17 protein-coding genes and 1 pseudogene are annotated in these 21,354 nt (G+C 31.2%); 1 reads left to right on the plus strand and 17 read right to left on the minus strand.

What is annotated here, in order from left to right; translation table 11 throughout:
* Positions 1-121: 121 nt before the first annotated feature.
* The 15 genes and pseudogenes from ACUV9F_RS07235 to xylA all read right to left on the minus strand — a co-directional run.
* On the minus strand, positions 122-568 hold the full coding sequence (locus ACUV9F_RS07235) for a threonine/serine exporter family protein (RefSeq protein WP_446183601.1): 447 nt from the start codon (positions 566-568) through the stop codon (positions 122-124).
* A 9-nt stretch (positions 569-577) separates the two neighbouring features.
* Positions 578-1,339, minus strand: coding sequence for a threonine/serine exporter family protein (locus ACUV9F_RS07240; RefSeq protein ID WP_446183602.1), 762 nt, complete (start codon positions 1,337-1,339; stop codon positions 578-580).
* Positions 1,340-1,421: 82 nt separating this feature from the next.
* Positions 1,422-2,963 carry an ABC-F family ATP-binding cassette domain-containing protein gene (locus tag ACUV9F_RS07245; protein WP_446183603.1) on the minus strand — a complete coding sequence of 514 codons (1,542 nt, stop codon included), beginning with the start codon at positions 2,961-2,963 and terminating at the stop codon, positions 1,422-1,424.
* Between the two features lie 54 nt (positions 2,964-3,017).
* Positions 3,018-4,202 carry an LCP family protein gene (locus ACUV9F_RS07250; RefSeq protein ID WP_446183604.1) on the minus strand — a complete coding sequence of 395 codons (1,185 nt, stop codon included), beginning with the start codon at positions 4,200-4,202 and terminating at the stop codon, positions 3,018-3,020.
* Between the two features lie 44 nt (positions 4,203-4,246).
* The gene (locus ACUV9F_RS07255) at positions 4,247-5,041 is read right to left on the minus strand and encodes a metal ABC transporter permease (protein WP_446183605.1); all 795 of its coding nucleotides are present in this window, start codon (positions 5,039-5,041) and stop codon (positions 4,247-4,249) included.
* 2 nt (positions 5,042-5,043) lie between these two features.
* Positions 5,044-5,709, minus strand: coding sequence for an ATP-binding cassette domain-containing protein (locus tag ACUV9F_RS07260; RefSeq protein WP_446183606.1), 666 nt, complete (start codon positions 5,707-5,709; stop codon positions 5,044-5,046).
* Between the two features lie 8 nt (positions 5,710-5,717).
* Positions 5,718-6,578: a metal ABC transporter solute-binding protein, Zn/Mn family gene (locus ACUV9F_RS07265; RefSeq protein ID WP_446183607.1), complete on the minus strand. Its 861-nt coding sequence runs from the start codon at positions 6,576-6,578 to the stop codon at positions 5,718-5,720.
* A 58-nt stretch (positions 6,579-6,636) separates the two neighbouring features.
* Entirely contained in the window at positions 6,637-7,185 is a 549-nt protein-coding gene (locus ACUV9F_RS07270; protein WP_446183608.1) for a hypothetical protein, read from the minus strand.
* 90 nt (positions 7,186-7,275) lie between these two features.
* The gene (locus tag ACUV9F_RS07275) at positions 7,276-8,793 is read right to left on the minus strand and encodes a UDP-N-acetylmuramoyl-L-alanyl-D-glutamate--2,6-diaminopimelate ligase (RefSeq protein ID WP_446183609.1); all 1,518 of its coding nucleotides are present in this window, start codon (positions 8,791-8,793) and stop codon (positions 7,276-7,278) included.
* Positions 8,794-8,806: 13 nt separating this feature from the next.
* A complete protein-coding gene (locus tag ACUV9F_RS07280) occupies positions 8,807-9,907 on the minus strand; it encodes a sensor histidine kinase (RefSeq protein ID WP_446183610.1) in 1,101 nt (366 codons plus the stop codon).
* A gap of 6 nt (positions 9,908-9,913) precedes the next feature.
* Positions 9,914-10,600, minus strand: a complete 687-nt coding sequence (locus tag ACUV9F_RS07285) for a response regulator transcription factor (protein WP_446183611.1) — start codon at positions 10,598-10,600, stop codon at positions 9,914-9,916.
* A 278-nt stretch (positions 10,601-10,878) separates the two neighbouring features.
* On the minus strand, positions 10,879-11,583 hold the full coding sequence (locus tag ACUV9F_RS07290; protein WP_446183612.1) for a helix-turn-helix domain-containing protein: 705 nt from the start codon (positions 11,581-11,583) through the stop codon (positions 10,879-10,881).
* Positions 11,584-11,676: 93 nt separating this feature from the next.
* Positions 11,677-13,161: an IMP dehydrogenase gene (gene guaB, locus ACUV9F_RS07295; RefSeq protein ID WP_446183613.1), complete on the minus strand. Its 1,485-nt coding sequence runs from the start codon at positions 13,159-13,161 to the stop codon at positions 11,677-11,679.
* 108 nt (positions 13,162-13,269) lie between these two features.
* The gene (xylB, locus tag ACUV9F_RS07300) at positions 13,270-14,778 is read right to left on the minus strand and encodes a xylulokinase (protein ID WP_446183614.1); all 1,509 of its coding nucleotides are present in this window, start codon (positions 14,776-14,778) and stop codon (positions 13,270-13,272) included.
* 65 nt (positions 14,779-14,843) lie between these two features.
* Positions 14,844-16,190 (minus strand): annotated as a pseudogene (gene xylA, locus ACUV9F_RS07305) (xylose isomerase); the annotation flags it as partial.
* Between the two features lie 153 nt (positions 16,191-16,343).
* Between xylA and ACUV9F_RS07310 the strand changes: the two are divergent.
* Positions 16,344-17,504 (plus strand): ROK family transcriptional regulator, encoded by a 1,161-nt coding sequence (locus tag ACUV9F_RS07310; RefSeq protein ID WP_446183615.1) that lies wholly within the window; start codon positions 16,344-16,346, stop codon positions 17,502-17,504.
* Between the two features lie 38 nt (positions 17,505-17,542).
* On the opposite strand, the gene yicI is transcribed toward ACUV9F_RS07310, so the two are convergent.
* Both yicI and ACUV9F_RS07320 read right to left on the minus strand, forming a co-directional pair.
* On the minus strand, positions 17,543-19,786 hold the full coding sequence (gene yicI / locus ACUV9F_RS07315; RefSeq protein WP_446183616.1) for an alpha-xylosidase: 2,244 nt from the start codon (positions 19,784-19,786) through the stop codon (positions 17,543-17,545).
* 13 nt (positions 19,787-19,799) lie between these two features.
* Positions 19,800-21,227 (minus strand): glycoside-pentoside-hexuronide (GPH):cation symporter, encoded by a 1,428-nt coding sequence (locus ACUV9F_RS07320; protein ID WP_446183617.1) that lies wholly within the window; start codon positions 21,225-21,227, stop codon positions 19,800-19,802.
* Positions 21,228-21,354 lie beyond the last annotated feature (127 nt).

Consider the following 21,354-nt stretch of genomic DNA (forward strand, 5'->3'; position numbering starts at 1 on the left):
CATTGTCAAGAAGTTTATTGAATTAATTTAAAATTTATTTTTTACAACTTTGCTGTCCGTCTGAAACAGCTTAAATAGAATACCATCTAAATCTAGTGGTTGTCAACACTATTTCTCAACTTTATATTTTCTTAATTTTTAAATATAAATCATTAATCAATTGAGCAAACATATATCCCATAGCAATAGCCCCTGTAACAAGTGAAACAATGATAAATGACTGGATAGCCTTATCAATATTTCCAATTACCATCGTCCTCACTGCTTCATATGCAGTTACGCCCGGAACTAAGGGAACAAGCGCAGGAATATTAAATAAAATAGCTGGCATTTTCTTTTTTCTTGCAAAAACTAATCCTAAAAATCCCGCAATAAACGCAGCGGCAAAGTTTGAAAAGATTTTACCCAGACTTAAATTATATAAGCTCCAATATACTAACCACCCTGCAGTACCAGCAATCCCACAAGCAAATAAAGCTTTTCGTGGATTATTAATGATGATTGCAAAACCTACCGTTGCAGAAAAGGAAAATAAAACTTGTATTAGTATTTGTAAATATATGTTCATTTTTCACCCTCACAAAAACATTTTTAAAACAACAGCAATTCCAATTCCTATTGCCAATGCACTTAAAACAGCCTCAACACCTCGAGCAATACCCGCAAGAAGATGCGCTTCTAATAAATCTCGTAACGAATTAGTTAGCGGTACACCTGGAACCAATGGCATTACTGCCCCTATTAATATATTATCTATATTTTTACCCAAGCCTAGTTTCACTGCACCAATTGTTAAAAAACCTATAATGATAGACGCAAAAAATTCTGACATAAATTTTAGTTTTATTTTTTTATTTATCCAAGTAAATAAAATAAATCCTAACATCCCTAAAAATGCAGATATTGGAAAATCTATCCAATCATATTGCTTAATAAACAGGATCATCAAAGTTGAACCAACCATTGCGGCAGATACAGCCTGTAACCAGAAAGGAAAATCAAGAACATCTTCGTCTATAAATTTTAATTTTATAGCTAATTCTTCTAAAGTTATTGTTCCTGCAGAAAATTTTCTTGATAATTCATTTACTCTACTAACTTTTTCTAGATTAATAGTCCTACTTTTAATTTGTTTTAACTGAATTCCAGAAACATCATCAACACCCATGGCTATAGCTGTTGGAGTTCCAAAAACATTTACTTTTTGAACTCCAGCAGCTTGTGCCATTCTTGTCATAGTATCTTCAACTCTATACATTTCAGATCCGCTTTGAACCATTATTTTTCCAGCTTCAAGACATACAGAAATAACTTTTTCAGTTCTTTTTTTCTCATCCATGGCTATTCTCCTGTAATTACTAATTAATTCATTATATAAATTTGACCTTCAAAAGTAAAAAGACTTCTATCATTAGAAGTCCTTACTTTTTACTTAATTTTTCAATGTCAATTGTTTTATCAATCCAACTGCTATCATAAAATCCATCTTCATGCGTAACCAAAATAACTGCGCCCTCAAAATGAGCTAGTGCATATTTTAAAGAATTCTTACTTTCATCATCTAAATGATTGGTTGGCTCATCCATAAATAAAATATTAATTTTATTAAACATCAAATCTGCCACTTTCACTTTTGATTGCTCTCCACCCGATAATGTATGTATCTGGGAAAGTGCTTGTTGTGCAGTCAATCCTGTTCTAGCGAGATTTTGTCTAATCTCTTTTTGTTCAGCTTCAGGATGTAATTTTTTTAAAATTTGAAATGGTGTATCAAATTTATTTTCCCATTTTAAATCTTGTTTAAAATACCCAACTCTCGTTATAGGAGATACTGAATAATTGCCCCTTATTGGTTTAATTTGTCCTATTAAGGTCTTTATTAAAGTTGATTTGCCAATTCCATTAAATCCCTTAATAACAATTTTTTCACCTGAAACGACAGAAAAATTAAATTTTTCATCTAATATTGGAAAGTCATATCCAATAACTAAGTCATTGGTTTCTATCAATATTTGGCTATTAGCTGTTTCAAAATATGGAAATGATATTTTAGGTATCGGCTTACTTTCAGGTGGTGTTATTATTTCCATTCTATTTAATTGTTTTTCCCTACTCTTAGCACTTTTAGAACGAGAACCTGCTTTAAATTTTGCAATATATGCTTTTTCTTTAGCAATTTTTTTCTGTTGATTTTCATAAGCCTTTAAATATGTTTTCTTATTTTCTTCTTTTTGCCTGAGTGCTTGTTTTAAGTTCCCCGTATAACGAGTTATTTTGCCAAACTCAATATCACAAATGCAATTTGTTGTTTTCTCAAGAAAATCATAATCATGAGAAATAACAATAAAAGCACCTTCAAAAGAATTCAAATAATTTTCTAACCAATCAATATGATTTGTATCTAAATAATTAGTTGGCTCATCTAGCAATAACACGTCTGGCCTTTGTAATAATAACTTTGCCAATATTATTTTTGATCTTTGTCCACCGCTTAATTTTGATACATCATTTTCGTAACCAAGAGCATCTATCCCAAGTCCAGTAGCAACTTGTTCAATTTTTGTATCTGTATCGTAAAATCCAGATACATCTAACTTTTCTTGGATTTGTCCGGCTTTTTGCAATTCTTCTTCGCCTAGAGATTCACTGTATATTTTTAGCATTTTTTCTTGTGCTTTAAATAATTCATCAAATGCTGTTCTTAGAAACTCTCTTATTGATAATCCTTGAGTCAAATTTGCATATTGATCTAAATACCCAATAGAAATATTTTTTTGCCAATTAATTTGTGATTCATCAGCATCTTGCTCTTTTGTCAAAATTTTAATTAAAGTACTTTTACCTACACCATTTTGTCCAATAATACCCATGTGATCTTCTTTATTTAATTGTAATCTAGCATCATCATATAATTGTTTATCTAAAAATTGATGACTTAAATGTTCTACCGTTAAAATACTCATTTTCTTTCCTTTGCAATAAAAAAATCGAGGTTAAATATTACCCCGATTAACTATTTAAATATATGGTACTGATACTTGCGTATCATAATCTTTTGAATAAAGTTTGTAAACCTGATCAACTCCACTACCAAATACAAAACCATTTTGTTCATTAAGTTTATTTTGTCTCATTACTTCAGTCTTAAGAGTTTCTTTTTTCATACCAAGACTAGTTCTTGCTTCATCAGATACTCTTTGGAGTTCTTCATTGGAGGGGACTTCAACACTTAATCCACTTGGATATTTCTCATAGATTACACTTGTACTATTTCCTTGAATAAAATCTGAATCCATATGTTTTCCAGCAGATCTATAACTTTGAGCCAATGTAGTCATATCATCAAAAGTTAAATCAGTCTTCATTGATCCTGATACACTATTTAGAATTTTTTGATACTTCGTTAATGTATTAGCTGAAAGAAGTTTTTTTACAATTGCTTGTATAACTTGTCGCTGACGCTTTTGTCTACCATAATCACCTTGTGGATCTTCATGTCTCATTCTAGAATATGCTAGTGCGTATTCTCCATTTAAGTGAGCTTTTCCTTTTTCAAAATGTTGTCCACCAGTAGCTGGACTAGTAAAAGTAAATGGCACATCTACATCAATTCCGCCTATCCCATCAACAATTTTTTGAAGAGATGAGAAATTAACCATCATATAGTAATCAATTGGAACATTTAAATTTTTCTCAACTGTTTTCATTGATAGTGGCAATCCACCCATACTATACGCAGAATTAATTTTTTGAAGAGCATATCCGTCTAATTGTGAGGTTTCAGAATTTTGATATGATTGTGGCACTTCAATTTCTGCTAAAGTATCACGAGGTATACTTATCATTTTAACTTTATTTTTCTTTGGGTTAACAGTAGTCAGAATCAGAGTATCGGAGTTCCCTCGATCTGTTCTACCTAATCCACCCGTATCAGCACCTACTAATAAAATACTAAAAGGTTTTTTCTCGCTAATTTTTTTTGAAACATCTTTTGAAGAAAGTGGTGAATAAGTATTATTTAACGCATTTTGTGTTTGAGACAAAAGTCTAAGAACATATGCTCCACTAACAAAAAGTGTTAAAACAAAAAATAAACCTATAACTCTTAGGATTACGTTTTTCCCATTTCTTTTTTCTTTTTCTCTTTTTTTCGTTTCGGTTCTAGATACTCTAGGACCTTCGCCTCGAAACTGATTAGCCATAATTACCCTCAACTAAAAATTTTAATGTTAAGAATTATATCACTTTAGTTAACTTTTATTTTATTTATTAACAAACCTATAAAATAACTTAATACTTCAAAAATAGAAATAAAGAACGTTACTGGCCAATTTGTATAATACCCTAAAATCAACCCTAACCAAACTCCAGATAAAGCAAGCATAACAGAAACAGCCAATAATCCTAGAACCGAGTGCGCAAAAAACTTGGCTGTTGCCCCTGGAAGAGTTAATAATACAAAAACTAATAGTGATCCTACTACTTGAGCCCCAATACTAACGCTTAAAGCAATCATTATCAAAAAAATTACGGATAAAAATACTGTCGGTAATCCGGCCGACTTTGCACCAATTGCATCAAAAGAATCAAAACTTAATTTTTTAAAAAAAATTAAGACCGTCAATAAAATAGCTACAGCTAATATAATTAATTCTAATAAATTTTCTTGACTGATTCCGACAATACTTCCAAACAAAATATTAGTTGCATAACTACTTGTTTTAGAAGATAAGGCCAAAAACAAAATACCCGCTCCTATAAATAAAGAAGATATTGCACTGGTTGAAGCTTCGCTTCTTTCTTTTTTTGAACTCATTGAACCTACTAAAATCGAACTAACAAGAGTGAATATAATCATTCCTGATAATGGTGAGATTCCAGTTAATACACCAAATGCAGCACCTGCAAAACCAATTTCAGATAAAGTATGAGACAAAAATGACATATTTCTAGCTACGACAAAAACTCCTACAATCCCACAAGTAATTGCAATGAAAGTGCTAGCAACAAAAGCCTGACGCATAAATTCATATTGAAACATACTTACTCCTCAAATACTTTTTCTTTTAAATCTGATATATCTTTCATCTTAATTTGTTTATTCTCAAACCAAAGATACTTATCAACGTATTTTTTAATCAAGAAATAATCATGAGTTATAAAAATAACAGTTAATTTTTTTTCCTTGTTTAATGACTCAACTACTTCCATTAATTTTTCTTTAGCGACTCCATCAAGACTTGCAGTAGACTCATCTAATATTAAAACATCTGGATCATTTACAATTGCCTGAGCAAGATAGGCTTTTTGCTTTTCTCCACCAGATGCTAACCCTAACGGTAAATCTTTTAATTTTAGCAATCCTGTTTTTTTAAGTGCATCCTCAAGTCTTTTTTTATCTTTGTCATTTTTAAATAGAAATCCTGATTTTTTAAGATTCAGCTCAACAAAACTTTTAATACTCAATGGATAATCACCATCAATATTCCTAAATTGAGGAACATAACCAAACTTAAGTTTATTTTTAGAAAATTTAACGCTTCCTGAACTAGGTTTTTCTAATCCCATCAGTATTTTAATTAAAGTTGTCTTTCCAGAACCGTTTTTACCAACAACACCAATAAAATCACCTTCGTTAATAGTGAAATTAGCATTTTTAAAGAGTGCTTTATCAGAAAATATCTTACTTAAATTTTTAAATTCAATCATTAAAACCTCTAATTTATTTCATTTAATTTATTTAGATAACCATTGATCCATTTAATATATGTTGTTTTACTTGGTAAAGTTTCAGTTACATATAATATAGGAACATCATTATCTTTGGCAACTTTTTCCATTTTATTAACAACATTACTATCAACTTGTTTATTTAAAACCATAAAATCTATCTTTTTATTACGAAGACCATACTCCATATTTTTTACATCTGAAATAGAAGGATCCGTACCATCTTCAATAGCTTTAGCAAACTTTGGATTTTCAACTTTAATTCCAATATCGTTTAATAAATATGAAAAAACAGGCTCACTAACATATGCTTTTTTCCCAATTAGTTTTTTCTTTAATATATTTTCTTTATTTTCAATATTGTCTAATTTTATTAAATATTCATTTGAATTTTGTTTAAAATATTTTTTATGTTTAGGATCTTTTTTTGATACTTCTTGAGTTACTTTTTTTACGAGTTTTTTCATATAGTGGATATCAAACCAAATATGTTCATTTTGACCATCAGAAAGTTTTGCTATATCTTCGCTTACATTAATTAATTGGTTATGATCTTTGAGCTTTAAAATCCAATCATCATATCCCAAACCATTAGCCACAATAATATCAGCGTTAGCCACTGTTTTAGCTGTCGACGTATCTGGATTAAAATCATGAGGATCAACATTTGACGATCTAATAATTGCCTCTACATCCCCATACTTTCCAGTTATATTTTTAGATATATCTTCATAAGTAGAAATAGATGTTACAATCTTGACTTTACTGTGTTTATTTTTTTCACTACTACATCCCGCTAATATTAATAGGGCAAAAAAAATCATAGTATATTTAAAAAGTTTTTTCATTCTGTCCTCTTTTACAACAAAAAAATAGATAAGTAATTTACTTATCTATCTTAAACTATTACCAAACTTGTGTATATACGCCATTTGAGTAAACTCTGTATGCAGTAAATGGAGCTGATTGACCTTTATGATAAATATTTATCAAATAAGCTGAAGCACCATTATCATCAGTTACAGTACCATTATAAAGTCCTGAAACTTGAGTCTTATCAATATTTGTTAACTTATCCAACAAATATGTAACTGCTTGTTGTCCACTTGAAATTGTAACCTTTTGTGTATTGTTATCATTAGCTTGTTGATTATTGCTTTGTTGGGCATCATTTTGCTGATTACCGTTTTGCTTGTTATTACTTTGTTGACTGTTATTTTGTGTTGCATTATTTACATCAGAATTATTACCTGGTTCTGATTTTTTAAAATTATTGTCAGTTACTTTTGTTTTACTATTTGTATCTTTTGAGGTGCTACTTTTCTTGTCGCTTACTGTATTTTCAGTTTTAGGTTTACTATCACTTTGACTAGCGTTATCACTAGTCTGATTGCTGCATCCAGCCAGTGCAATACCTACTACACTTAAAGCTATTATTGAAATCTTTTTTATCATAATTGGCTCCTCCTTAACACTCTCTTATCATAACTGTAACATTTCTGTAACACAAGCGATTTTTATTATTTCGTGATAATTTCTTAATAATTAGTCAATATCATCTAAAACAGTGCGAGCAACTACTGAATCCGTTGGATAAGGAGTATCAATACCTTTTATTTTTTGATAAGGGTCTGCACCCTTCCCAGCTATTATAACAACACTTTCTTTATTGCTCATTTCTAATGCCTCACTTATTGCTTCTATCCTGTCTAAAACAATATTTACTTTAACTTTTTTATGGTCAATCTTTGAATCAATTTCTTCACAAATTTTTTGAGGATCTTCAAAGCCCGGATCATCTGTTGTTAAAAACGCAATATTTGCATATTCACTTAGAGCCTTTGCAAATCCTTCTCTTCTAGAAATACCCTTGTCACCAGTACTTCCAACAACCACAATAATTTTAGACTTTGGGTGATTTCCAATTGCAAAACTCAACAACGCTTTCATACTTGCATAGTTATGAGCATAGTCTACATAAACATATCCGTGATTTTTTGTTTCAATTACTTCCATTCTTCCAGGAACAACAGTAGTACTTAGCCCTTGCTTAATATTTTCTTTAGAAGCACCTGCAAGTGCTGTTGATATTAAAGCGGCAACAGAATTACTCTCGTTAAATATTCCAGGAATATTAACCACATATTCATCATCCACATTCATTTTCTTAGCTTTATCTGATTGTGAAGAGATCTTAAATTTTCCCTTTGTTGGAACTGTTTTTATATCACTAAATTTGAAATCTACTACATCATCTTTTTGTGAATATAAATAAATTTTTTCTTCTGAAACGTGAGCTTGAGCTTCTTTTAACACCTCATCAAAATGATCAGTGTCCTTATTTATTATACAAATTTTTGAATTAGCCATTATTTGTTTCTTACAATATAGGTAGTCTTCAAAAGTTGGATGCTCATTTTTTCCAATATGATCAGGTGAAATGTTTAAAAATATTCCAACATCATATTTCAAATTATAAACACGATTTTTTTTATATGCTTGTGACGAAACTTCCATCACCAAATGTGTCATCCCATTATCTACTGCATTTCTCATATCTCTAAACAAGTCTAAAGATTCAGGAGTAGTCAAATCTGATTTAAATTTCATTCCTGCTTTTTTTCCTACAATTCTATCCATTGTAGAAAATAATGCAGTTTTTTTATTATTCATTTTTTCTAAAATTGTATAAGTTAAATAAGATGACGTTGTCTTTCCTTTAGTACCTGTATAAGCAATAATGAATAGGTTATCTTGAGGATTTTTAAAATATAATGCGCTTAATAAAGACATTGCCTTTTGAATATCTTTAACAATAATCTTATTTACGTTTTTTACTGAATATTCAACTTCAGAAATATAAGTTGTTACACCTTTATTCACTGCATCAATCAAATATTCTTCTTTAAAAGAAGCACCCTTACAAAAGAAAAGAGTGTTATCTTTTATATCTTTTGAATTGTAACTTATATAATCGGCATTTTTTTGAGAAATCAGCTCACTTTTAACTAATAAATCATGTTGCTTTAAAATCTGTATTGCTTCATCTATGGAAATATTCATTTTAAGTCCTCTTTTAGTTTGTTGGATTCAAAGGTAAATATATTATAAAACTTGTTTTTTTATCATTAGATTCTACCGAGATTTTCCCTCCGTGCATTTGAACCATACTTTGAGCAATTGCCAAACCTAACCCTGTACCACCGGTTTCCTTAGACCTTGATTCTTCAACTCTGTAAAACCTTTCAAATAATTGACTTAAAGAATCTTCAGGAATTTTTTTGCCATCATTTGAAATTCTTATTACTGCAAATTTTTCATCTTTTACAGCCTCTAACCAAATATGTCTTGCACCTTGTCCATATTTAAAAGCATTAGAAATCAAATTATTAAATACTCTTCCCAATTTATCAGTATCAGCTTTCATTTTAAAACTTTGTGGACTTGTTCTTGAAATAATCTCAATTCCCTTACGTTTAGCTTCTAATTCATATTCAGCTGAAAATTGTTCCATCAATTGCCCCATATCAAATTCGTTAACGTTTAATATAGCATCAGAATGTTGTGCATTCGTATAATCAAATAAGTCATTGACTAATCCTTGCATTTGCTGAGCCTTTAAAAAAGCAATATGAGTATATTTATAAATATCTTTTTTTGCTAAGTCTGGGGAATTTTCGATCAATCCTAAGTATCCAATTACAGATGTAAGAGGGGTTCTAATATCATGACTAACATTTGTAATTAATTCATCCTTACTTTTTTCAAGATTTCTTTCATCTTCAACTAGTTTAGTCATGTTCTCAATCAGCATATTAATTGCATTTACTGTATTTTGAAGATCTCTATTTACTTTTATATCTAACTTTTTCATGTTTACATCAATGCTTTGGTGTACGGCATTAGTTACGTATCTTACTTCATACTTTTTATATCTTCTTCTAACTTGTAATAATGTAATCGCTAAGTTAAGTAATAACAAAAAAATCCATCTACTTATAACCAAAGCTTGAGAGACAATATCATTACTTGTTATTAAGCTAAAAATAACATCCATTTTAAACAATGGATAGAATAAAAATAATTCAGTTGTAGATAATAACAAAAAAGTGCCAATCCCTATTAGGATTAACACGCCTTTTTGTCGACCTGTGAGTCTAATACTTTTTTTATTCATCTAAAGTTAGACCTCCACTTTGTAACCCACACCCCAAACAGTTTCGATAACTTTTTCACCATCTGTTGCTTCTTCTAATTTATCTCTTAAATGACTAACATGAACCATGACTGTTTTAGCAGATATGACACTTTCTTGCTTCCAAACACGTTCAAAAATTTCATCAGCCGAAAAAACTCTGTTGGGATGGCTGGCTAGTAAATAAAGAACTCCAAATTCAAGAGCAGTTAGTTGAACTTTTTTTCCATCAGAAGTTAAAACTTCATGAGAATCTTTATTTATAGTTATAGGTCCAATTTCTAATTTATCAGGGACTTCTTGTGCAGCTTGTTGTTCACTTCTCCTAAGAAGTGACTTAACGCGAGCCATGACTTCAAGCGGGTTAAAAGGTTTTGAAACGTAGTCGTCTGCTCCTGTTATTAGGCCTTGAATTTTATCCATATCAGCTGTTTTAGCTGAGACAATTATAATAGGAATTTGGGAATTTTTTCTAACCGTTTTGATAACTTCAATTCCCGTCATATTAGGCATCATAACATCTAGTATCATTAATGCAATATCAGGATTTTTTTCCAGTTGATCAATAGCTTCTTGACCAGAGTATGCTGTGACAGGTTCGTATCCTTCATTTTTTACATAGATACTTAATAATTCAACAATCTCTTTATCATCATCAACAACCAAAATTTTCATAATACATCCCCTCAAATTTACGTTGTATTTCGTTCATATGATAATATTATATCAAACATTCAAAAAACAACTAATAAAAGGTATAAATTAAATGAATTTTATAAAAAAGAGAGCAAGATTTATCTTAATTATCATTTTTTCAGCCATAATATTATTTTTTACACTTTCAAAAAATGATTTTATTACACACAGCAGTACTAGAATTATTTTCATTTCTCAATTATTAAAAATATTTAGTGGCGGATTTTTAATATATGGAATAGTTCAATGCTTTAGAGTTAAATAAACGGATTATAGTGCCCACCAGTTGGTTCAGCATTTTTATTAAACTTATAATATTCATCCGGTATGTTAATTTTAACTAGGGTTGGGATTTCTTTTCGAGTAATTAACCTGACAGATTTAACATATGACCCTTTATGCTGTAAAACTACATAGTTCTGACTTTTTTCAGGAATCATTCCAATATCAAAAGTTATCCATTCCCCTTCTCCAAAGGAATTATTCGTAACCCACGTTGTAATAGGTAAAAATCTTTTTTCCTTTTCTTTTTTTCCATTTACGACTACTTCTACAATTTTTGTTGGTGTTTTTTGGGGAACTATCGCATAACTAATTTCCTTTTTTAAAAATGGATTAAATCGATCAATAACTTCTATTTGATTTTTTCTCCCATAGCTTAAAATTCCTAAAAAAATAAAGCAGATACCTATACAAAATAATATTATTTTTTTAAGTAATTTTGATTGTCTAACTTCTTTGTCTATTTGATTAGCCACTTCATAATTCCCTTCTTTCAAAAAATTATCAACAGAAATGTTATATAGATCTGAAAGTTGCATTAATATTTGAACTCCTGGAATTGTTTTATTATTTTCCCATCTAGAGATTGCCTGCCTAGTTACAAACAATTTCTTTGCCAATTCTTCTTGTGAATAATTATTATTTTCACGATATTTTTTTAACGTATTTCCTAGATCCATAATATCTTCTCCTAAATTGATAATACAAATCTACAATGACTTATATCTTTTAACAAGAAACTAATTGTTTACACAAAAAAAGGCCTTTCGGCCTTATTTTTCTGCACTATAGTTAGGAGCCTCTTTTGTAATTTGTACATCATGTGGGTGTGATTCAACTAAGCCAGCTCCAGTTATTTCAACAAATTGAGCGTTTTCTCTTAATTCTTCTAAATTGGCTGCACCAACATATCCCATACCAGAACGAATACCACCTACTTGTTGAAAAATAACATCAGCTAGAGTTCCTTTATAAGCAACTCTTCCTTCAATTCCTTCAGGGACTAACTTTTTAGCTTCATTTACTCCACCTTGGAAATAACGATCAGCTGATCCATGAGACATTGCAGCCAAACTACCCATACCGCGGTACGTTTTAAAACGACGACCATGAAAAATTTCAAACTCCCCTGGAGTTTCATCAGTACCAGCTAACATGCTACCTAACATTACCGCATTTCCTCCAGCAGCAAGGGCTTTTACTATATCTCCTGAATATTTAATACCACCATCAGCAATGATTTGTTTACCATATTCTTTAGCTACATTAGCAGCATCATAGATAGCAGTGATTTGTGGAACACCAACTCCAGCAACCACTCTTGTTGTACAAATTGATCCAGGACCTATTCCTACTTTTACTACATCCACTCCTGCATCAAATAAAGCTTTAGTACCTTCAGCTGTAGCAACGTTTCCAGCAATCAAAGTAATATCTTTGTATGAATTTCTAATTTCAGAAATTTTTCTAAGAACTCCTGCTGAATGACCATGAGCTGTATCTACAATAATAGCATCAACACCAGCTTTAATTAATGCATCAGCTCTGTCAAAAGTATCACTAGTTACACCAACTGCAGCACCTACTAATAATCTACCGTCTTTATCTTTTGCAGAATTAGGATATTGCAAAACATTTTCAATATCTTTAATTGTAATTAGTCCTGTTAATTCGCCTTTTTCATCAACCAAAGGAAGCTTTTCAATACGATTTTTTTGAAGTATTTTTTCAGCTTCTTGCAAACTGGTTTTTGCTGGAGCCGTTATAAGTTTTTCAGAAGTCATTACTTTTGAAATTGGAATATTATAATCATTTATGAAACGCAAATCACGATTAGTTATTACACCAACTAGTTTTTTTGACTCTGGTGAATCAACTATTGGAACACCTGAAATTCTATATTGTCCCATTAATTTATCTGCTTCAGAAACTAAGCGATCAGCAGTTAAAAAGAAAGGATCTGTTATAACTCCACTTTCTGAACGTTTAACTTTTCTCACTTCTTCAGCCTGCTGTTCAATAGACATATTCTTATGTATTACGCCCATTCCACCTTGTCGAGCCATTGCTATTGCCATCTTAGATTCAGTAACTGTATCCATTCCGGCACTTAATATAGGTGTTTTTAAATTTAGATTCTTCCCTAACTTAGTTGATAAATCAGCATCATTAGGTAAAACATGACTCTCCGCTGGTATTAAAAGTACATCATCAAATGTGTACCCCTTCTTTTTAAACTTATTATCCCAATTTGACAAAGTCGTACCCTCCTAAAAGTTTATTATCTAGTATACGTAGAAAATAAATTGAGGTCAACGTTTCATAATTGGATAAATTCTCGTCTTTTATGATATTCAAATTATATTCTATTTATTCATAGATCTTCTAAAGTCCATTAATTCATGACTAACATCTTTTGTCTGCTCATATATTTTGTTATATATTTCATATACTTCAGCATATTTTCTTACATTTGATTCATTTGGAATATAAACTTTATTGTAACTAACGAACGTATCAACAGCACCTTGCAAAGTATCAAACCAACCAACACCATTGGCAGCAATCATAGCAGCACCTAATCCAGGTCCTTGTTCATTTTTTAATGTAACAACCTTTTTATTAAAAATATCAGCTTGAATTTGGAGCCATAATTCACTTTTTGCACCACCACCAATAGCAATAACTGTATCTATACTATTACTCTTTTCCTCAAATATCTTTAAGATATCTTTGAAGCTAAAGACAATTCCTTCTAGTACTGCCCTGATAAAATCTCCTTTTTTATGCATTCGATCAATGCCAACAAAACTACCGCGTATATCTGCATCAGCATAAGGAGTTCTTTCTCCAGAAATATATGGAGTAAATATTAATCCATTTGAACCGACAGTCGATTTTTTAGCGAGCTCAACCCATTCAGCAAATGAATAATCTTCACCAAAGGCCTTTTTAAACCAAGAATTTGCATCACCAGCTGAAAGTGTTACTCCCATAGCATAATAACTATTAGGTATTGCATGATTGAAAAAGTGAACTTTACCATGATAGTCAACCGACTGATTCTTTTCATACTTCAATAACACACCTGAAGTTCCAATAGAACTCATGATTGTATTAGATTTTAAGATTCCTGCACCAACTGCACCAGCAGCATTATCAGCAGCACCTCCAAAAACCTTTGTTTTAGTGGATAATCCAGAAAATTCAGCAAAATTTTTTGTAATTGTTCCAACTTCTTCAACTGATTCAATTAATTTAGGAAAAACTTCTCTAGGTAGCTGAAAGACAGATATTATCTCATCTGACCATTGTTTATTCTTAACATCTAATACAACAGTTCCTGCTGCATCTGAGTAATCCATTCCTAATTTTCCAGTCATTTTAAATCTCACATAGTCTTTAGGTAATAAAATAGTTTTTGTTTTTGCAAACAATTCTGGCTCATTTTCTTTAACCCACAAAATTTTAGGTAATGTAAATCCTTCAAGAGCTCTGTTTCCTGTAATATCAATAAACCTATTGCCCATTTTTTCTTCAATTTCTTTAACCTGTGTAGTAGTTCTTGTATCATTCCATAAAATTGCTGGACGAATAACTTTGTTTTCTTTATCTAATAAAACCAATCCATGCATTTGTCCCGAATACGAAATCCCCTCTATTTCATCAGACTTTATCCCGTCATTTAATAACAATCTAACAATTGCAACCGTTGTTCCCAAGACCCAATCTTCTGGATTTTGTTCAGAATATCCGGGACGTTCTTGAAACACTGGATAATCATAACTTTCCTGCGCAACTATTTTTCCTGATTTATTTAAAGCTGAAACTTTTACCGAACTAGTTCCTAAATCCACTCCTAAAACTACTTTCATATTTGAATACCTCACAATATTATTAAAAAAGCAAACAGATTATGTCTATTTGCTCTTTCAAACTATTTTCCTAAAGTTGAAAAAATATAATTATTCAATGTTGCTTTAAGTTGCTCTAAATGACCAGATTTAGTCGATTCGATTAATTTTTCTTGTGGTATATCAATTATATATTCTTCCAACTCTTTAAATGTAACTTCTCCAGATTCAAAGTCAGCACCAATTCCAGAATCAAATGAACTATATCTATCTGTAATTACATTATCAAATACTTTATCTTCAAGTAAACGACTGGCAACTTTTAATCCTGCTGCATAAGTATCCATACCCGCTGTATGTGCTAAGAATAAATCGTCCATTGTAAATGATTGACGGCGAGGTTTAGCATCAAAGTTTAAACCACCTGTCTTTAGTCCACCGTCTTTAAGCATCTCATACATTACTAACGTTGCTTCATAAATATCATTAGGGAATTCATCAATATCCCATCCAATCAACTTGTCTCCCATGTTGGCATCTAAAGATCCTAACAAACCAGCATCTCTAGCAACTCTAACTTCATGCTCATAAGTATGACCTGCAAGATAGGCATGATTTCCTTCAAGGTTAAGTTTAAATATATCTTCTAAACCATATTCTTTAAGAAAAGCTATTGTTGTTGCTGCATCAGTATCATATTGATGTGAGGTTGGTTCTTTTGGTTTAGGTTCAAGTAAAAATTGTCCAGTATAACCAATTTCATTAGCATAATCTTTAGCCATTCTAAAGAATTTTGCAATGTGTTCTTGTTCACGTTTCATATCGGTATTTAATAGTGATTCATAGCCTTCTCTTCCGCCCCAGAACACATAATTTCTTGAGTTTACTCGTTTTGCTATTTCTAACGAATGTTTTATTTGTGCTGCTGAATAAGCTAGTATATCTGCAAATGGCGCTGTTGCTCCACCAGCAACAAATCTAGGATTAGTAAACAAGCTAGAAGTGTTCCAAAGAACCTTTTTACCTGTTTGTTCCATTTTTTGAACAATCTTATCAACAACTTTATCTAAATTTTCATTAGTTTCACGCAAAGTTTTACCTTCTGGTGCTAAGTCACGATCATGAAATGCAAAATATTCAACATTCATTTTTTCCAAAAATTCAAACAGATAATCTACTTTTGCTAATGCTTGTTCCATAGGGTCAGAAATATCATCCCATGGTCTTTGAGCTGTCCCATCTCCGAAAGGATCTACTAATCTTTGATCCATTGTATGCCAGTAAGCAACAGAAAATTTAAGCCACTCGCTCATTTTTTTTCCGTTAATTATTTCATCAGGATTATAATAATGAAAACCATCTCCAGCTTTTAATCCATTATTTCCAACAAATTCTACTTTATTTTGTTTAAATAACATCTCCACTATCTCCATATTTATATTAGTTAGTTTTTTAAAACAACTAACTTTATAAATATAATGTAAACCCTTTCAAATTTAATTGCAAGTTCTTTTTATAAATACCACTAATCTTATTTTTATAGTACACTTTAACTATTCAAATATATTCTTATTTAGGAGCAGGCCATGCCAAGTTCAATAAACCAAGACTCCATGCGAGATTTAAATTTAAAATACGTTCTTCAATATTTATTTAATAATCCAAGTACTTCTAGAATCGATATTGCTAATCATCTAAAACTAAACAAGTCAACAATTTCTTCTCTATTCAATGAATTAAACAAAAAGGGATACATTACAGAAATTGGGCAAGGAACTAGTTCTGAAAGTGGTGGTCGAAAACCGACCCTTATAAAATTTAATCAAAATTATGGTTATACAGTCAATTTCGAACTAGGTCATCATCACCTTCGTGCAATGACAAATTGGATTACTGGAGAAAAAATCACATTCACATCTGTTTCAGTTATTGATTTAAACATATACAGTATTATTGAACTAATGAAACAACATATTAAAAAGACACAAATTCCTTCATTAAATGGCTTATTAGGAATATCAGTAGCAATAAACGGTATTGTTTTTAACAATACTGTCGTTGATTCTCCCTTTATAGATATGAAAAATGTAGATTTAGTAAAAGAATTAAGTATTTTCAACGTTCCTGTTCTACTAGAAAACGAAGCTAATCTTGCAGCTATTGCAACGAGGGATTTTACTACTTCAAGCAATATAAAAAATTTAATTGCATTGAACGTCCACAATGGTATTGGTGCGGGAATAATAATTAATAATAAACTGTACAAAGGTTCTCACGGAGAAGCAGGAGAGTTAGGTCGTTCAATTCTTTTTCCTTCAAAGAATAATTCAAACAAAATTATTCCTATTGAAAAGGTATTCAGTGAAGACGCTATAATTAACGAGCTTAAAAAAATCAAAAAGATAAAGCATATGGATCGACTTGATTTACTTGCACTTTATAAAAAACAAGATTCAGATGCTATATCTATTTTAAATTCTTTTTCTAAGGCAATTGCTTTTATTATTTTTAATATTAAACAAATGCTTAGTCCAGAAATTATTTCTCTTCAATCCAGGATCGTAGGTGAAGCTCCAGAACTAATTGAAAAAATAAATAAAAACTATTTTGAACTCAGTCAAAAAAATGAAGATTTTAGGCTAATACTTTCTCCAATGACTGAAGATGCTCCTTTATATGGTGGCGCATCTCTGCTTACTCATTTACTTTTAAGTCTCGATGAATATACCCTGTATCTAAAAATGTAAAATAAAAAGATTCTCAAAAATGAGAATCTTTTTATTTTTTAGGATTCTTTAAAATCAGAAGCTTGTTTTAAGGAATCATCCATCTCTATATTGCGTCCCTCTCTAACAAATAAAGGAAGACTCATAAAACTATGTTTTTCTTCAAACCACTCGCCATTTGATTGAATAGACTTTTCCATTCCTTCATCCATAACAAGTCTTGTCCATTCTCCCTTTGGTAAATAAAATCTAACCTTTCCTTCTTTATTAAATACAGGAGCAACTAGTAAGTTCTCTCCTAGCATATACTGTAAATCAATATTATATGTATTAGGATCATTGGGGAATTCCAAAAACATTGGACGCATTAATGGAATTCCTAATTCTACAGCCTTTTTAGCTTGAGAATATAAATAAGGCATCATATGAACTTTAAGTTTTGTAAATTTACGTGTCACATTTACCGCTTCTTCATCAAATAGCCAAGGAACACGATACTGAATATTGCCATGATATCTAGAATGAGAAGATAGTAAACCAAACTGTGTCCAACGTTTATACAAGTCAGCAGGTGTATTTTCTTCAAATCCACCAATATCGTGACTCCAAAAATTAAATCCGCTTACAAGAAAAGATAAACCACCTCTTAAGGTATCAGCCATAGAAGTGTAATTTGATACATTATCTCCTCCCCAATGTATAGGCATTCTTTGGCTACCAACTGTTGCGCTTCTCGCAAATACTACCGCTTCTTTTTCACCTTTTTCTTCCTTCAATACATCATAAACAGCTTCATTATAAAGTTTAGTATAGAAATTATGGCTACCTTGAGGGTTTGAACCATCAAAGAATTTAACGTCATGCATGGGAATTCTTTCTCCAAAATCAGTTTTAAAGCAGTCAACTCCCATTTTTAAGAGTGCTCTTAATTTTTCTTTATACCAGTTAACAGCATCTGGATTAGTAAAATCAACATATGCATTTCCTGCTTGCCACAAATCCCACTGCCATGGGGTTCCATCTTCATGTTTTATAAAATAGTTATTTTTTACACCTTCTTTGAATAACGGTGATTTTTGAGCAATATAAGGATTAATCCATACACAAATTTTTAGATTTTTTTTATGTAGCCTTGTAAGTAACCCCTCGGGATCTGGAAAGGCCTCTTTATCCCATTGAAAGTTCGACCATTCAAACCCTTTCATCCAAAAACAGTCGAAGTGAAATACATCCAGTGGTAAATCTCTTTCTTCCATTCCGTTGATAAATTTCATAACAGTTTTTTCTGAGTAATCAGTTGTAAATGATGTAGATAACCATAAACCAAATGTCCATGCTGGAGGAAGTGTCCCTCCTCCCGTTAATTTATTAAATTTTCCTAGAACATCTTTTGCAGAATTTCCAGCAATTACATAGTACTCAAGGTGTTCTCCTTCAGTTGAAAACTGCACACGCTGTACATTCTCCGAAGCAAACTCAAAACTAACAGGTTGACTATGATTAACAAATACCCCGTAATAAATTCCTTCATTATTCCCGCTTCCCGGCTTACATGCTAAATAAAATGGAATATTTTTATATGATTGCTCAGAACCCGTACCACCATCTTTATTAATAATATCTACTGATTGTCCATTTTTAACAAAAGGTGTGAATCTTTCACCAGTTCCGTAAATTTTAGTATCTATATCTATATTCAACATTTCACGCATAAAGTGTTTGGGTCTATTCAATTTCATTCCTGAAGATATTGCATCTTGAAAACTCATTTGTGCACCTGAGACACTCCCTGGGTACATAGAACCTGTAGAAAGATCATCTATTGAGCCCTGAGCATTTAACTCTGAGGCAGTTATTTCATTTATTTCTCCTTTTTTGTTTTTAAACTTGAAAGACATTCTAAAAGTATCGTGTAAGGGAATATCAACACTCAAATTTCCAGATGTTAGATTAGCATTACCAGGCTTTGTGCCTGCACCTTGTCCATCAACCTCGCCGTTATCAATATTGACTATAGAATTAACCTTATTTGCATAAACTAAATCATACTTAGGATTATTATCATCAATATCAAAATGCGTTAACCTGACACCTATTACATCATCCATCGGTGATGTGATTTTCATTGTAGTATTTCCTACATTTAATGTATCTCCGCGCTCATTCCATTCTTTATAAGTTGCGTATGCTTTTATAGAATCATTATTATTTTCATCTTTTTCCTTAACTGATTCATAGACCTCTTTAGGTGTTTCAATAATATATTGTTCTTTGTCCAACCAATAACCATCATTAAATTTCATAATCTTACTCCTATTAATTTCCCAATTCTCTTGTATGTTTTTCTTCCAAATCACTCGTCATTTTATCTTCAAACTTATCAACATCATTAAACCATAGAGCTATTGCAGATATAACATATAAAACAAATGGAATCCATATAAATCCTAGCGAAATTGCGTTTAAAGCTGTACTTGATTGATGGATATTATTTCCTGTGGATTCAATATAATGTCCCATTGTTAAAACTGTTGAAAGAATCATTGAACCAATTCCCATTCCTAACTTTGCAGAAAACGATGAAAATGATGTTACAAATCCTTCTGCTCTTATTCCATTTTTCCATTCACCGAAATCTACTGCGTCAGATAACATAACAGCAATTAAAGCTCCGATCAATCCTTGGCTTAAATAGAACATTGATATAGCTATTAATATTATTGGAACATTTCCATTTAACTTTTCAGACATAAATAAAAGTAATTGAGATACTACAGTTCCAATCATTCCTATCATCATAGTATTTCTTTTTCCAATCTTCTTAACGAAAAAAGGTACCATTGCCGTAGTTACCAATTGTAGTGTTGTTCCTAAAAGTGTTAATGAACCAAGTCCTTCTTGCCCCAAGTTGTATTTAAAATAATATGGCAAGGCACTTGAACGAATTGCAAATCCTCCCCAGTATACAAAATTAATAAAAATAATAATGAACCAAGGATAATTGCCCTTAACAGCTTTTATACTTTCTTTCATTGGCACTGAACGTTGTGAATCTTTTGTTACAACTCTTTCATGAGTTCCAAAAAAGGCAGTAAACATAGCTATTATTGTGATAACACCTAATATAATTGCCCAAGTTGACCATCCTGCTGCTGATTTTGTTCCCTTATTACTTTCTCCCCAAACACTACCAAAAAATGCAACCGCTGGTAATGTAAGTGGCAAGAAAATAGCAGAACCAAAATTACCAAAGAATTGTCTAATTGTAGATAATGCAACTCTTTCTTGAGGATTAGATGTTAGTGATGGCAATATTGAAGTAACTGGTATGTTAATTGCTGAATATAAAATTTTAGCACCGATATATCCGATATATATCCAAATTACCTTCGTTAATTCACTACCCATAATAAATTTAGGAGCAGAAAATGACATTATACAAAATATGACAAATGGTATTGTAAACCATAACCAGTATGGTCTCGATTTACCCCATTTGGTATGAGTTCTATCAATAAATTGTCCCCAAAAAACTCCATCAATAGAATCAATAATTGCTGTAATTAAAAATAATCCTGTAGTTGCTGCTACAGCAATACCTAGCGTATCTGTACAAAAAACCAAAAAATATGTTCCTAAAACTTGAAATACGGTATTGCAACCAAAATCACTCATAGAGTATGCAATACGTTCTTTCCACGGAACCTGATGACTATTTTTTACTGATAAATTTTCTCTGTCCATCGTTTTCTCCTTTGTGTTAGTTTTTTCAAACAACCAACTTACAATGATATTGTAATCGCTTTCTTTTTTAAAAGCAAGGTTTTTTCGTAAAAAAAATGTTAGCCAAGAGGCTAACAGTTTTAATTAT

The organism is Daquilactobacillus linshuiensis (assembly GCF_052828685.1).